Genomic DNA, 14,737 nt, shown 5'->3' on the forward strand with positions numbered 1-14,737 from the left:
TTCCTCCTTAAAAAAAGATATCAATTGCCTTTTCCAGACTAATTTCATGAATTATTTTGACAAATTGGTCAATATCTTCTCTATTGTTATAAATCGCTAATGAAGCTCGTACCGATTGGTCTGTACCAATAATATGGTGCAATAGCTTGGCACAATGATTACCGGAGCGAACCGCAATATGATGGTGGGCTAAATAACCAGCCACATCCTGAGAAAAAATTCCCTTTACATTAAACGTAATTGGTCCAAACGCATTTTCTCGGTTATAAATCTCAAGAAAGTCAAAATCCTTCACTTGTTCATAAAAGTAAGCTCTTATGTCTTTTTCATACGCTTCAATTTCATCCAAGCCTATGTTTAATAAGAAATCACACGCCGCTCCTAAGCCGATTACCCCTTCAATATTTGGTGTACCGGCTTCAAACTTATGTGGAGCTTCTTTTAATTCCACTCGCCCCTCACGATAAAAACGAGCATTCATTCCCCCACCAAGACCAATTGGTTCTAATGCATCTAAAAGCGGCTTCTTACCATATAAAATGCCAACTCCATTTGGTCCATACATTTTATGACTCGAAAAACAAAGATAATCCACATTTAAATCCTGTACATCCACTTTATGATGAGCGATAGTTTGGGCTGCATCGACAACCATAATGGCGCCGGCCTCATGAGCTAATTGGCTCAATTCTCGGATGGGCTGAATCGTCCCTAATACATTCGTTACTTCCGCAATGGAAATCACCTTGGTGTTTTCTTTTAACGATACTTTATCTAATAATACTCTTCCCACTTCATCAACAGGTAAATATTCCACTTCAATTCCTAATTCTTCTTGTAAACGAAACCAAGGAAGCACATTAGAGGCGTGCTCTCCTTCGGTAATATAGACAACATCTTTTGTTTTTAATTGTTTACGAAGTCCATAAACAATTTGATTTAAAGAAGATGTTACATTGGCTGTAAAGACAATTTCTTGACTCGATTGAGCATGAATTAAGTCAGCCATCTTTTGACGCACTGCCTCAAAAGCATAATCTGCCTTGACGGCTGTTTCATAGTCACCTCTTTCTACATTAGATGTAAAGTCATTGTAATAAGAAAGAATCGCTTGAATAACTGAATTTGGTTTATAAGTCGTCGCTCCATTATCCAAATAAATTAATTCCGGATGATTTTGAAGCATGGGAAATTGTGAGCGTATTTCGGAAGGATTGATCATAAATTTCTTAGCTCACTTTCTAATTCCTCGCTTAATTTCTTTTCTAAGCCATCGTCTTGTAAAAAGTTGGTAATTGGTTGTAAATAACCATGGGCAATTAAAGCCGTAGCCTGTTTCACACTTAAACCACGTGTTTGCATATAGAACAAAGTTTCAGCATCCAAACGACCGATGGTCATTGCGTGTGAAGCTTGTACATCGTCTTCATCAATAATCAATTCAGGAATAATGGTACTCTTTTGTCCCTCTTCGAAACACATGACTCGAGATTGTTGGTGAGATTGGGATTTAGAAGCTCCATTCACAATTTTACCAATCGCATCGATATACAAATCGCCACCCTTTAAAATAACCGCAAAATTTTGAATTTCTCCTAAAGTATGGGGAGCGAAATTAACCACATCTTGAACTAAATGATACTGGTTGGACACCAGAGATGAACTAGCTAGCAATCCATGCGCTTCCGGTTCACGCAATGCCATCCATACCTTTCTCTTCACTTCTTGCTTGGATAACTCCGCATATAAGACACGAGCATCGGCTTTCGCTAGTACTTCATGATGTTCTTGTGTTTCTAAAGCAGACTTAGAAGCATTCCACAACAAATAACGAGCTGAGCTATTTTCCGCATTAAATGTCCTAAAATGAAACTTACCGACGTTTTCAATACGAATTAAGACTTGTGCAACATCGCAACGATTTTCCAAAGAAAGTTCAATATCACGGTCCGTATCCACCACAATTTCCGTTAAGCCTTCTTCTAAACGGATTTCCGCATTGGAACGAATGAGAATCATTTTTCTTCTCCCTTAGACACCATATCTTTTACAGCACAACTACCAAGGGTGGATCTTGGTTTTACTTTTGGTTTTACATTTTCCGGTGGGATAATACCATATTCTTCATACACCCAATCATAGCCCTCTTGATCAATACGACGCGCTAAATCACCATCACCATGAAGGGCAATCTTGCCATCTACTAACACATGCGTAAATTGTGGCTCAATCATTGTAAAGAAACGGTCATAATGAGAAACGATAATCAAAGACATTTTTGTTTCTTGACGCAATTGATTGATTGCCTTAGCCACCACATGCATTGCGTCTACATCCAAACCAGAATCAATTTCATCCAGCATCGATAAACTTGGTCGTAACATTTCCATTTGTACGATTTCATTACGCTTCTTTTCCCCACCTGAGAAGCCTTCGTTCAAGAAACGATGAGCCAAATCTTCTTTCATTTGTAAGTCTTGAATCGTTTTTTCCATGCTCTTAATAAAGGTAAATAAAGGCACCGGTTTATCCCGACGAGCATTCATCGCTGCTCGTAAGAAATCTGAATTCGTTACTCCAGGTACCTCTTGCGGGTATTGCATCGCTAAAAATAAGCCGGCAATCGAACGTTTATTAACCGGCATTGCTAATACGTCTTTATCATCATAGAAAATCGATCCTTCTGTAACCGTATAGGTAGGATTACCCATAATCGCAGCCAATAAAGTTGACTTTCCATTTCCATTAGGACCCATGAGAGCATGTACTTCATTCTCGCCAATTGTCAGATTAATTCCTTTTAATATTTCTTTATCACCAACTGAAACATGTAGGTTCTTAATTTCTAATTTTTTCATAATTCTCCTCGTTGAAAAAAATTATAGCATTCTTCCCTTATTTTGCCTTGTTAGATGATTATTTGATAAGTGACTTTTTTTACCTTATAATTTTACATAATTGCAAAGGAGGTCCCGATGGGCAAATTTTTAAAGAAAAATTGGTTCGTAATGCTAATCGTGATTATTTTTATTGGTATTTCTGTCTATTACATCTACGACACCAACAAAGGTAAATTAAAAGGAAAGAAAATAAATGGTGAAGATGTCGTCTTTACAGTTGATAATAACAATGTGACTGCGAATAATCTTTACGATGAACTTTATCGTTTATCTGGCAAATCAGCTCTTACAACTTTTTTTAAACAAAAAGTCGCCGATATGGCAATAAGTACTACCAATACGATGAAGGATACTTCAGCGGCACAGAAGAAAACCATTATTGCTCGTTATGAACAAAAATTTGGTACAAACTATGAAGCCAAACTAAGAACAGATTTACAACCAACCGGTTATACCGATTTAGAAGAATACTTACTCAACCAACAAAAGATTTCACAAATTGCGGCAGATTATGCTAAGAAACATTTTGATGAACTTAAGATTCGACAAATCTCTTACATTTTGGTGAAGTTTGAAAATGCTAAAAAAGCAAGTAAGACACCTACTGAAAAAGAAAAAGCGAAGATGGATGCGGTTGATAAAGAATTAAAAGCCGGTACTGCTTTCTCTAAAGTTGCCGCCAAACACACAGAAGATACATCCGCTGTCGCAAACGGTGGTAAATTAGGTATTATTGATAAAAATACTTCTAAGTTAGATTCTTCCTTTAAAGAAGCCGCTTTAGCTTTAAATGAAGGTGAAGTTAGCCAATGGATTTATTCCTCTAACTTTGGTTTCTTTAAAATTAAAGCCGATGCAACAACGGCGAATACCCTTGGCGCTTTAAATGCGAAAAGTAATCCATTCCTACAATTAGTCAACAGCTATGACAACACTTTAGGTAACCCGGCCATTTGGGAAAAAGCGAAAGAATTAGGCGTTGACTTCAAAGGCAATAAAGAATTGGAAAATACCCTCAAGGCTTCTCTTGGGGTAAAAGAAAGTGAGGCTAAATAATGATGAAATCTATGAAAAAGGTAGCTATCGCTTTCGTGGTAGCCTTAGCCCTAGCAGGATGTAGTGATGCCGTTACGAAAGTAAAGGATGCGAAAGATACTTTAGTTAGTATTGGCGGTGAAAATATCACAAAAGGGTCTCTTTATAATTTCATGAAGAAATCCTCTGGTGCCAGTACGGTTAACTCTATGGCCATTAAGAAAATTTCTGAAAAAGAAGTCCCTGTCAATGATGAAATGAGAAAAAACGCTCAAGAAACATTAGCGAACTATAAAAAATTGTATGGTGATAACTTCTTTGCTTATTTGAAAAGAGTAAATTTAAGTGAAGAACAATACGTCAAAGAGTATTTAATTCCATCGCAACAAGCCAAAAAACTAGCCGAAAAATATATCAATGAAAACTACGATACGATTGTTAAAAAGTACCAACCAGTACAAGCGACGGTCTTAAGATTCTCTTCCAAGAAAGATTCTGAAGAAGCTTTAGCGAAAATTAAAAAAGGTGAAGATCCATTAAAAGTAGCCAATGCTCATAAAGCCTCTGGTAAATTCATTAAACAAATCTTCACATTAGATTCCAAGCAAATCGATGCTTTAGTTCGTAATGCAGTACAATCCCAAAATGAAAAATTAGGTTGGACAACTGTTACAAGCTCTAATGGATCTAGTTATAACTTAGTTCGTGTTCATTCTAAAAACACGAAAGAGTTAAAGGATTCCGTTGTTCAATATTTAAGGCGAAACGATAAAATCACTTCTGACTCTAACACATATTTCTTTAAGAAGTATAAATTCCATGTTTATGATAAGGGAATTTATGATGCGATGAAGTCTGATTATCCTCAATCATTAGTTCAGGACGCTAAGTAATATGTGTTTATTTTGTGATATTGTGGCTGGTAAAATTCCCACCTACAACGTTTATGAGGATGAAGATATTTTAGCTTTCTTAGATATTTCTCAAGCAACGAAGGGACATACCCTTGTTATTCCTAAGAAACATTATAGTTCTTTATTAGATTGTCCAAAGCAAGAAGCTATAAAGCTTATGGCGGTGGTATCTGATTTATCAAAAACATTAGTTCACAACCTTGACGCAAAAGGCATTAATGTTCTAAGCAATGCTGGAGAGATGGCTGGTCAAACGGTTCCTCATTTCCACATTCATTTATTACCTCGTTATTCTCAAGAAGATGGTTTTAAAACCACATTCTTAGAAACAAACAATCCAAATTATTCTAGTCTTTTAGAACAAATTAAAAATGGCAACCACTAATAAAGCGTTCAGTTAGGGATGTATTGCAAAATTTGATTTAACTGAAAGCCTACTTAATGTTAATAAAAACACTAAGTAGGCTTTCTTTCAGTTTTCTATAATATTTCCACTCAAAATAAAATTTATTGAAGTCCCGTTATTAAACTTGATTTTTCTTGCTTTAAATGTCATTACAGCCTATTTTAACAATTCTTGTTCCAAAACATTACAGTTATTGAATCTGGTTATGCCCACTCCTAGCAATGGGATAGAATTTGAGTTTCCAGCATAATACACATCTAGTATCTTACTGTCTTTGATACAATTAAACTTTTCCTTTGAACTCCGAAACTATTCCTCTATACTCTGAAACTTTTTATTGTAGGCATTAAAAAAGACGGTATTGCTACCGTCCTTACACTAAAATCAAATTGTATATTATAACTAGATTGAATTAAATCTTTAAATTTTCACATCAAATTTTGCAATTCTACCAGATTAATTCCCATAATTCTTAAAATATCAGTAAACGCTACTTTCTGCCTGCTGTCTTTATAATTTTTCCCATTCTAATCACCACCCCTTACTTTTTAATCGTTATTATTACATCTTCATTCGACAATAAGTCTGTAACTTCCTGCTCCGGTAAATTTATTTTTCCAAGCTTCGTATATGCCCATGAATTTGAACCATAAAACACAACAAGATTATTACTGTTATAAAGGACTATATCCCCATTGTGTGTGGTCATCTGTTTATCATTACTTCTATACTGCTTTCTCAATGAACCCACCTGCTCATTACCTCCGTACCTGGACATGCTGATAACCATATCACCCTCTGAGACATCTTCCATTAGTGACCTCGTTGAAGCATTATCCTCCCATATAACAGGAACAAGCGTATCATTAATATATAATTTCATATCATATTTCTGACTTTCTTTACTATTTACACTTTGACTGTCACTTTTAGCTTCCCCAGTAATTTTATCTGTCTGATTTTTATTGCCACAGTCATTTACTATATTTCCACATCCCACCATAGAAACAAGTATCACCATAGACAGAATAGTACAAAATAATGTTCGCATTGCTTCTACCTCTTAAACTTGTTGATATAGTTAATACTTTCTTTTACATCACTATCATACTCCATTTTCTTCAAAGAATTTCTGTATCTTATCGAAAGGGATTACTTCTAAATTATCATAAAGATCTGTATGAACAGCACCTGTAATGGTAAGAAACTCTTTATTATCAGTGTAATTACTGTCCTTAATCATAGCTTCATATGCATCTTTCCCAAAATAATAACTATGTGCCTTATCTCCATGCATAATAAGAACTGCACTTCTGATTTCATTACTGTATTTAAGAATCGGTTGATTCATAAATGACTGACAGCCAATCACATTCCATCCGTCATTTGAATTGAGGCTTCTGGCATGATAGGCTCTGCCTTTATAGTATTCGCTATAATCTTTCACAAAGAATGGCACATCCTCTGGAATCGGAAGAGGGATACATCCACCAGCCCTTGAGTACTCACCTTTTTTGTATTCTTCTGTTCTAATTGAATTTAGCCTTTTCTTTAAATTATAACGAGCTTCCTCATTGTTTTCAGAATCAAAATATCCGTTGGCATTCACTCTTGTCATATCATACATTGTCGAAACAATTGTTGCCTTGATTCTGGTATCAAGAGTTGCTGTGTTAATGGCCATACCACCCCATCCGCAAATTCCAATAATACCGATTTTATCTGCATCCACATTATCCTGAACTGAAAGAAAATCTACTGCAGCCATAAAATCCTCTGTATTAATATCCGGAGATGCCATATATCTTGGTTTTCCACCACTTTCACCTGTAAAAGACGGATCAAATGCAATAGTCAGATACCCCCTCTCTGCCATTGTCTGGGCATACAGTCCGGAACACTGCTCTTTTACTGCTCCAAAAGGTCCACTTACTGCAATCGCAGGAAATTTATTCTTAGGCTCTTTTGGAATATACATATCTGCAGCAAGTGTGATGCCATATCGATTTATAAATGTGACCTTCTTGTGATCCACCTTCTCACTTTTAGGAAATGTCTTGTCCCATTCCGCAACTAGCTTAAGTTCATCTGTTTTCATATTATCAAATACCTCCATATAAGTTCATATTGAAAATAAAATCTTCATGTATTATAATATGATTATAAGACCTAAAGTTAACTTTAGGTCAAGCATTGTTTTATAATCGAAAGAAGGTAAATATATGTATACAATTGGACAAGTTTCAGAGATGTTTAATCTCCCAATCTCCACATTAAGATACTATGATAAAGAAGGATTCTTCCCTCATCTGGAGCGAAAAGGCAATATCAGATATTTCAGAGATACTGAAATTGAAGCTTTACGGGTTATTGAATGTTTAAAATTATCCGGTCTTGAAATAAAAGATATTAAGCGATTCTTCCAGTGGGTTATGGAAGGCCCATCAAGCTACTTCGATAGAAAACAATTATTTGAATCTCGTAAAAAAGCTGTACTTTCTGAAATAAAACAGCTTGAAAAAACTCTTGCCATGCTCGAGTTTAAATGTTGGTATTATGATAAAGCATTGCAAGATGGTACTGAGGATGGCATTAATGCCCTGCTTCCAGATAAACTTCCCAAAGATATTCAAAAACTATATAACAAGGCACATAAATAATACAGCTGGGTTGATAACCCGAGATAGGTGAATCTGGGGTGCGGATTGGTGTCCAATATGTTCTTTTTCCAGTTTTACACCAGATATTTTGCGCCATTTTCAGTTTTCAATTTTATCGAACTAAATTTTACTCTATCTTGTAGCTTCTTTTAATCGTTTAATATCTTTTTTTAATTTCTCATTTTGACTGATTTCAAATCGGTCTTCCATCACTTTGTTTTCATACCATGATGTAAAATTTCCTGATTGGTCATCAATAGAATTCCTGTTTCGATTTCTATCTATTTAATTCTATCCGACTGCCATCAAGGAATGTGAATTCAATCTTTCCATCATGATGTACTGTAATGTAGTCTACCATGCTAAGCCATACATTTTTATCAAACTCTCTCATGAAATCTTGCTTTTCCAGTTCCTTTATAAAGTCCTCTACCTCATCACGCTTGAATTGTTTTTCTATGATGGTTTGCTTGATTTCATCCAGCCTAACCTTTGTAGCATTAAACCTATTTACTAAACTGGTATATCTTACTTCATACTCATCCTGGTTTTGAACTTTTCTAGCATTCTCGTTTATACAGTCATTCACTTGCTCAGCAACTATATTTAATTCTTCTTCAAGTTCAATCTTTTCTTTTTCAAGTGATGAGGTATCAAATATTATCTTTGCCATTTCTTTATGGGTGCTAATAATCTCTTTCTTATTCTTAACCAGCTTGTTGACTGCCTGTAAGAATAACTTTTGAATCTCTTCTTCCGTCAAATGAGGAGTGCTACATTTTTCTTCAAACTTATGATTGCATTGCCAAATTTTCTGACGGTATTTGCTGGTTGAATGCCATGTCTTTGAACCGTACCACGATCCGCAGTCTCCACATTTAATCCTGCTCGAGTAAACGCTAACGCTTGAAATTCTGTTTTTACCGGCTTTTCTTTGTTCTAGTAGCCTTTGTACTCTATCAAATGTACTTGGTGGAATAATAGCCTCGTGGTTTCCTGTTACATAATATTGAGGTATTTCACCTTCATTCTTTTTCTTTTCCTTGGTTAAGAAATCAACTGTAAATGACTTTTGCAGCAGTGCATCACCTTTATATTTTTCATTACTAAGTATTGTTGCAACTGTTCTGGCTGACCATTTCTTCTTCCCGCCGGGTGTTAATATCCCCTCTGAAGTTAGTTCTTTTGCAATTCCAAAAGGTGAATATCCTTGAAGGAAAAGTCTATAAATCTTTTTTACAACTTTGGCTTGTTCATGATTAACCACTAGGTTTCCATCTGCTCCCCTGTCATATCCTAAAAATCTTTCAAAAGGTACTGTAACCTTACCATCAGCAAACCTCTTTCTTTGTCCCCATGTGCAGTTTTCTGAAATGGATCTTGATTCTTCTTGGGCAAGGCTGGACATAATCGTGATGAGTAGTTCTCCCTTGCTATCAAAAGTCCAGATGTTTTCTTTTTCAAAGAATACTTCTGTCCCATGTTCCTTTAGCTTTCTGATAGTAGATAAGCTATCGACCGTATTTCTTGCAAAACGGCTGACTGATTTTGTGACAATGAGGTCTATCTTTCCATCAAGAGCATCTTTTACCATTCGCTTAAATCCATCACGCTTTTTCGTGTTGGTTGCAGTGATACCTTCGTCTGTATAGACCTCTACGAACTCCCAATCCTCTCTACTTTTGATGTAGTTTGTATAGTAATCAAGCTGTGCTTCGTAGGATGTTTGCTGTTCTTCGCTATCGGTTGATACTCTGGCATATCCTGCAACTTTTCTTCTTTTTACTTCGCTTATTGGATATTGATTAAATTTACTAATGGTTGCAGGGATTGTGGTTACCTTTCTTACGACCATTTTTTATCACTCCTTATCTTGTTTCTTATTTTTCCAGTATTCACGTATCTGTGGTATCTGCTTTTCTCGTCTTTCCTTAATCCAAGGAACTCCACGCTTTTTCTCAAGATATTCCTTGATTTCCTCATGTCCATCTTTGAATTTAAATCTGACCTAATTATCTGCGATGTAAATTCGCTCTATTTCTTTATCCATTACCTCCTCGTCAAATTCTTCAAGTTCTAGCACCTCACAGACTAGTTTTTTGAGTGTCACATCTTGTATGGAATTATGAGGACATTCACTTCTCTTGGATCTGCATGAAAGATAAGTTATGTTCTCTCCACTTTTTAGCGTTGATCTTAAAGAAGTAAATGTGTTTCCACATCTATCACATTCAATGAGTCCTGTAAAAGGTGTAGCTGATTTCTTTCTACGATATAGATGCTTATTCTTTCTTTGCTCCGAAATTTTTGCTCTAACCTCTTCAGTAAAATATTTCTTTCTATCTATCTTTCTATATGGTTTTTCAACTTTCAAGGTACTCTGCGTTGATTTAATTGTGGAGTTTACACCTTTTAAGGCTTTATCAAGACCGGTAGTATCTCCACCAATTTCAACAGTAATTCCCTTTATTCTATTTGCCACTTGTATCCCTCCTTCCTAAAAATGGGCATGAAAAAGACACCTACTATTTAGCAAGTGTCTTAAAACAATTTAATATTCAGTTATACAGGCTATACTTTTACTTCGACTTATCTTTTACCTGCTCTTCATTTTTCACATTTTCTACTTTCCTCTACCCTCTATAAGTAAAGTCTAAACTTTCAACCCAACCACTTCTATACCGCATATTGGTCAGCGGTAGACTTGCCTAGTTCATCCTAATTAATAATTTTTCTATAAAAAATTCAAGTCTATTCTTTATCATGATTACTATCTGAGTTTAGTTCTTCTTCCAGATTCCTTTTTCCGTATAGAATCCTTGAAATAATAACTTCCGCTTTTTCTTCTTTAACTAAATAAAAAATCAAGAAATTATCACATGGTACAATATGTACTCCCCTGCTTTTCCATGGTTCACTATCCACCAAACGGTGTCTCATAGGGAACTCATCAAGACTTTGTATAACCTTTTGAATCCTGTCTATCTGACCTTTTGCATTTTGAGGAGACAATAGGCTAAAAGTAATATAGGCATAAATTCCTCTTAAGTCCTCCTCTGCTTCCCGGGTAAGAGTAACTAAATAACTCATATACCGAATTCCTTATTCAAAGATTCAAACACCTCATTTATCGGTTTAGTCCTTCCTTCAAGGACGTCTTGGTATCCTTTTTCTAATTCCATATTAAATTCATCCTTTGTCATAGAAGATATATCAAGTGGTTTTCTGTAATTTAATCTTGCATCGAAAGGAAGTCCCTGTTGCATAACCACCTGCTTATAAAACATAGTAATAGCACTTGATGGTGGTAGTCCTAAAGCATTTAATATTTGCTCTGCTTGTTCCTTTAATCCCGGTTCAATACGTGCATATAAATTCGCTGTCTTAGCCATAAAATCACCTCTTTCTTTGAGATAATTATACAACATTGCATTGGCATTTGCAAGTGTGCATTATCTATCCTCTAATTTTAATCCTCTTCAATCAAATAAAAAATACTAGATGTGTTTTAAACTAAGCAAGTGATAATCTGTTAATTTACTTAAAAATATCTCGTAAATACGCATTTTTATTAAATCTATGTTTCTTATTTGCTTGCGTATGCTTGCATTTGCATTTATTTTCCTGTATAATATAGACAAGAAAGGAGCGTGACACCCATGGCAAATACAAATGCTGTTTATGCAAGAATCGATACAAACTTAAAAGAAAATGCTGAAAGCATCTTAAGTCAGCTTGGAATTTCTCCATCCAGTGCAATACAAATGCTTTACAGTCAAATTGTTCTTCAAAAAGGTATGCCTTTTGAACTTCGCCTTCCGCCTAAAAAACCTTTAGCTCTAGGCAGTCTCTCCAAAGAAGAACTGGACTTAGAACTTCAAAAAGGAATTGACTCTTTAAATGCCGGAAAATCCTATAGTGTAGATGAAGTCGATGACTACTTTTCAAAGGAATATGGCATATGAGCAAAACCTACAAAGTAATTTACTCGCCGCAGGCTTTACAAGATTTAACAGAAATATATGAATATATTCGGTTCACTTTACAGGCACGTATTGCAGCTGATAACCAATCATCCCGTATCAGAAAGATGATTCGCTCTCTTGATACATTGCCGGCAAGACACTCTCTTGTTGAATGGGAGCCTTGGACTTCCATGAAAATATATAAAGTTCCGGTTGATAATTATATGATTTTTTATCGTGTTGATGATGAGTTAACGACTGTTTCCATCGTTCGTATTTTTTATTCAGGCAGAAACATTGAGGATATCATCAAACATACAAATGATTAGTTTTATATTAGGGCAAATTTCTGCCCTTTTTATATGTTAGAACCTATCAAACTCAGCCTGCCCTGCCACCTTGCTATATTTCACTCCATCATTTGATTTTTCAGTCCAAATATCTAGTACCATTCCAATTGTAAGTAAATCAAGTTCTGAAATGCTTATCCCTATTTCCACGCATCACTCATGGTCATCGCTGTTCGTTCATTGACTCGTTTCCCACTGGATGATTGCCCAATGAAAAAGGAATAACTATTATTGCTGAGTTTGTTTTCTGGTTTATCTCTTGATTTAAAAAGTCCACTAAATAGTCCCATCGTTACCTCCTGATTTCCATAGAAAAAGCACCTACTTTTTTATTTGTAGATGCTTTAAATGTCTATTTTGTTTTATAAACTGGACCTTGTTTCAATATCATATTTCTCTAAAATTTGATTTGCAAGTTCAATTTGACGATTTCTTTCTTCTTCAACCTTTATCATATTTTTAGGGAATAGAATATTAATAACTTTAATAGCATAATCAGATGATACAATAGCATGTGCTCTCATATGACCTGTTGCTATGGATTGAGCAAATACTCTTGCCGAGAATTTACTTAACTCATTGATAGACTGTTGCCCTAATTTATTTGCTAAAAAACCGGCATTTCTTAGTTCATAGGCATTTATTTTTCCGTCAATACGCATATTTATCTTATTTGTCGTTTCACGTATAATTGATTCTTTTAATTCATTATCACCAATTTCTATAAACGATAAAAATGGCTGAGCATTTTTTATTGCCCACATTGCTAGGTATTTTTGAGGCATTTTATATAAAATTAATTCTAGTGTATTCCTTTTCTCTGATAAATCATTTATTTTAATTTTGTGCTTTGAGGGTATTTCCCACTTACCTTCTTTAAATATATATTGTTCAAATTTATTCCATGAAAAATCTGTTGGTTCTATAATATATCACCTCCATAAATTCTAAATTATCTAACGACTTATCTATTTTTGCTCATCCAACATAGACAGATATAGATCAAGTCTCTGATTTAAATATCTTGCAAACATGTCTGCCATTGCCGATAGATTATGTTTTACATGATATTCATCAAAGGCTTCATAATATTTTAAGCGATCAGTAAACTTTATATCTATCGGCGGATAGCCCACTTTCATTAGTTCCAAGTTAACCAGTAATCTTCCGGTTCTTCCATTTCCATCAATAAAAGGATGTATACCTTCAAATTCGATATGAAAACGAGCAAGCTTAGTCACAATATCTTCCTTGCTGTTTTTATATTGTTCCAGTAGTTCTTCCATCTTAGGTATAATCAAATAGGGCTGTACAGGTTCATGTGCAGCACCCATAATCCGAACAGGCACTCTTCTGTATATTCCTCTATCCTCTTTTTTATCAACCAAGACTAAATAGTGAATATCCTTTATTACTTTTTCAGATATTTGAGCATTTTCACTAACAAGCTGTCTTATATAATCAAAGGCCTCTTTATGTCCAATTACCTCCAAATGTTCCTTTAATGATTTCTGTTCAATAGTAAGTCCTCTCAAAACCATGTCTGTCTCTCGAAGAGTTAACGTGTTGCCTTCGATTGCATTTGAGTTATAAGTATATTCTGTTAGAAATTCTTCATTTAACCTCTCCAGCTCTCCTTCTGTTAAAGGTCTTCTTTTTCGAAGCATTTCTAATTTATCTTCTATGATTGGAATGAGTGATTCCTTAATTTTATATCTTCCATCAGTCGGTTTTGTTGCATCATAGGGTATTTTCCAAACCCGTCCTTCTTGATATGCACCGGGAATCTTCCCTTCCGAGCATAAAATCCTTACTCTTCTATCAGATATCCCCCATTTTTCAGATGCTTGTTTCACTGTAATATACATCAATTATCCCTCCAGTATTTCCTAATTATACCATTTTATCGGAACAATATAAACGAATAAGGAATAACATATATCATTTAGTGGAACAATACAACTCTATGGAATAATGCCTTGTATACGGAATAATATTTGTATTCGTAACGAAACGATAATTTTTACACAAATAAAATACCCCTACTGTCGTACACACTCTCTGCATTGGTATTCCCACAACGAATGGCTCGATTTAATGCCATAATAGTCGCAATGGCTCCGTCAATTTTCTCCGTGGATTTTTCCTTATCTGCTTTGATATTTCCGGCAGGGTCTGTCCTAATAAAAATATTATCCATATTCCATCTAAGGACAGGATGCCCACCATGAGCAAGTTTTTTCTCCAGCGTTAGTTTCATTAACTCCTTTGTCGGTGGAGACATATCCTTAAAGCCCTGTCCAAAAGGAACTACAGTAAATCCCATGTTCTCTAAATTTTGAACCATTTGAACAGCACCCCATCTATCAAAAGCAATCTCTTTGATATTAAATCTTCTCTTTATTACCTATTTACCGTATTTAGCACAATGAAACTTTTCCTATTTTTTTGACACACTTCAAAACATTATAATCACTAACTTTTTGATTTTTGCTAGACACCCTTTA

The 14,737-nt window shown here is 35.1% G+C and carries 18 protein-coding genes and 1 pseudogene; 6 read left to right on the forward strand and 13 right to left on the reverse strand.

The window, feature by feature from the left end:
• Positions 1 to 7: 7 nt before the first annotated feature.
• The 3 genes from JOS54_RS04320 to sufC are packed head-to-tail and all read right to left on the reverse strand — an operon-like array spanning position 8 to position 2,858.
• Complete coding sequence (locus JOS54_RS04320) at positions 8 to 1,222, reverse strand: aminotransferase class V-fold PLP-dependent enzyme (RefSeq protein WP_203244412.1); 1,215 nt, start codon at positions 1,220 to 1,222, stop codon at positions 8 to 10.
• The gene (locus JOS54_RS04325) at positions 1,219 to 2,019 is read right to left on the reverse strand and encodes a SufD family Fe-S cluster assembly protein (protein WP_203244413.1); all 801 of its coding nucleotides are present in this window, start codon (positions 2,017 to 2,019) and stop codon (positions 1,219 to 1,221) included. Before JOS54_RS04325 ends, JOS54_RS04320 begins: the two co-directional genes overlap by 4 nt.
• Positions 2,016 to 2,858: a Fe-S cluster assembly ATPase SufC gene (gene sufC, locus JOS54_RS04330; protein WP_203244414.1), complete on the reverse strand. Its 843-nt coding sequence runs from the start codon at positions 2,856 to 2,858 to the stop codon at positions 2,016 to 2,018. Before sufC ends, JOS54_RS04325 begins: the two co-directional genes overlap by 4 nt.
• Positions 2,859 to 2,975: 117 nt before the next feature.
• On the opposite strand from sufC, the gene JOS54_RS04335 reads away from it, so the two are divergent.
• The 3 genes from JOS54_RS04335 to JOS54_RS04345 are packed head-to-tail and all read left to right on the forward strand — an operon-like array spanning position 2,976 to position 5,234.
• A complete protein-coding gene (locus JOS54_RS04335) occupies positions 2,976 to 3,956 on the forward strand; it encodes a peptidylprolyl isomerase (RefSeq protein ID WP_203244415.1) in 981 nt (326 codons plus the stop codon).
• The gene (locus JOS54_RS04340) at positions 3,956 to 4,828 is read left to right on the forward strand and encodes a hypothetical protein (RefSeq protein WP_203244416.1); all 873 of its coding nucleotides are present in this window, start codon (positions 3,956 to 3,958) and stop codon (positions 4,826 to 4,828) included. Before JOS54_RS04335 ends, JOS54_RS04340 begins: the two co-directional genes overlap by 1 nt.
• 1 nt (position 4,829) lies before the next feature.
• Complete coding sequence (locus JOS54_RS04345) at positions 4,830 to 5,234, forward strand: HIT family protein (RefSeq protein WP_203244417.1); 405 nt, start codon at positions 4,830 to 4,832, stop codon at positions 5,232 to 5,234.
• 562 nt (positions 5,235 to 5,796) lie between these two features.
• Here the strand turns inward: JOS54_RS04345 and JOS54_RS04350 are convergent.
• Positions 5,797 to 6,276, reverse strand: coding sequence for a cyclophilin-like fold protein (locus tag JOS54_RS04350; RefSeq protein WP_203244418.1), 480 nt, complete (start codon positions 6,274 to 6,276; stop codon positions 5,797 to 5,799).
• Positions 6,277 to 6,360: 84 nt separating this feature from the next.
• Entirely contained in the window at positions 6,361 to 7,353 is a 993-nt protein-coding gene (locus tag JOS54_RS04355) for an alpha/beta hydrolase (RefSeq protein ID WP_203244419.1), read from the reverse strand.
• A 124-nt stretch (positions 7,354 to 7,477) separates the two neighbouring features.
• On the opposite strand from JOS54_RS04355, the gene JOS54_RS04360 reads away from it, so the two are divergent.
• Entirely contained in the window at positions 7,478 to 7,915 is a 438-nt protein-coding gene (locus JOS54_RS04360; RefSeq protein WP_163562220.1) for a MerR family transcriptional regulator, read from the forward strand.
• A gap of 277 nt (positions 7,916 to 8,192) precedes the next feature.
• Here JOS54_RS04360 and JOS54_RS04370 read toward each other — a convergent pair whose 3' ends face one another.
• The 4 genes from JOS54_RS04370 to JOS54_RS04385 form a co-directional block, all read right to left on the reverse strand.
• Positions 8,193 to 9,770, reverse strand: a complete 1,578-nt coding sequence (locus tag JOS54_RS04370; RefSeq protein WP_203244420.1) for a recombinase family protein — start codon at positions 9,768 to 9,770, stop codon at positions 8,193 to 8,195.
• A 153-nt stretch (positions 9,771 to 9,923) separates the two neighbouring features.
• A complete protein-coding gene (locus JOS54_RS04375) occupies positions 9,924 to 10,397 on the reverse strand; it encodes a recombinase zinc beta ribbon domain-containing protein (RefSeq protein ID WP_203244421.1) in 474 nt (157 codons plus the stop codon).
• A 269-nt stretch (positions 10,398 to 10,666) separates the two neighbouring features.
• A complete protein-coding gene (locus tag JOS54_RS04380; protein ID WP_203244422.1) occupies positions 10,667 to 11,005 on the reverse strand; it encodes a type II toxin-antitoxin system RelE/ParE family toxin in 339 nt (112 codons plus the stop codon).
• Complete coding sequence (locus tag JOS54_RS04385) at positions 11,002 to 11,307, reverse strand: type II toxin-antitoxin system RelB/DinJ family antitoxin (RefSeq protein WP_203244423.1); 306 nt, start codon at positions 11,305 to 11,307, stop codon at positions 11,002 to 11,004. The genes JOS54_RS04380 and JOS54_RS04385 overlap by 4 nt, the downstream gene beginning before the upstream one ends.
• A 267-nt stretch (positions 11,308 to 11,574) precedes the next feature.
• Between JOS54_RS04385 and JOS54_RS04390 the strand changes: the two genes are divergently transcribed.
• Complete coding sequence (locus JOS54_RS04390; protein ID WP_203244424.1) at positions 11,575 to 11,880, forward strand: type II toxin-antitoxin system RelB/DinJ family antitoxin; 306 nt, start codon at positions 11,575 to 11,577, stop codon at positions 11,878 to 11,880.
• Positions 11,877 to 12,209 carry a type II toxin-antitoxin system RelE/ParE family toxin gene (locus JOS54_RS04395; protein WP_203244425.1) on the forward strand — a complete coding sequence of 111 codons (333 nt, stop codon included), beginning with the start codon at positions 11,877 to 11,879 and terminating at the stop codon, positions 12,207 to 12,209. The genes JOS54_RS04390 and JOS54_RS04395 overlap by 4 nt, the downstream gene beginning before the upstream one ends.
• A 161-nt stretch (positions 12,210 to 12,370) precedes the next feature.
• Here the strand turns inward: JOS54_RS04395 and JOS54_RS04400 are convergent, their stop codons facing one another.
• The 4 genes and pseudogenes from JOS54_RS04400 to JOS54_RS04415 all read right to left on the reverse strand — a co-directional run.
• Positions 12,371 to 12,520, reverse strand: coding sequence for a hypothetical protein (locus JOS54_RS04400; RefSeq protein ID WP_203244426.1), 150 nt, complete (start codon positions 12,518 to 12,520; stop codon positions 12,371 to 12,373).
• 72 nt (positions 12,521 to 12,592) lie between these two features.
• Entirely contained in the window at positions 12,593 to 13,015 is a 423-nt protein-coding gene (locus JOS54_RS04405; RefSeq protein WP_238928324.1) for a putative immunity protein, read from the reverse strand.
• 183 nt (positions 13,016 to 13,198) lie between these two features.
• A complete protein-coding gene (locus JOS54_RS04410; protein ID WP_203244427.1) occupies positions 13,199 to 14,098 on the reverse strand; it encodes a DNA-binding protein in 900 nt (299 codons plus the stop codon).
• 155 nt (positions 14,099 to 14,253) lie between these two features.
• A pseudogene (locus JOS54_RS04415) lies at positions 14,254 to 14,625 on the reverse strand (terminase TerL endonuclease subunit); the annotation flags it as partial.
• Positions 14,626 to 14,737 lie beyond the last annotated feature (112 nt).

It is taken from the genome of Bulleidia sp. zg-1006, assembly GCF_016812035.1.
Taxonomy (GTDB): Bacteria; Bacillota_I; Bacilli_A; order Erysipelotrichales; family Erysipelotrichaceae; genus Bulleidia.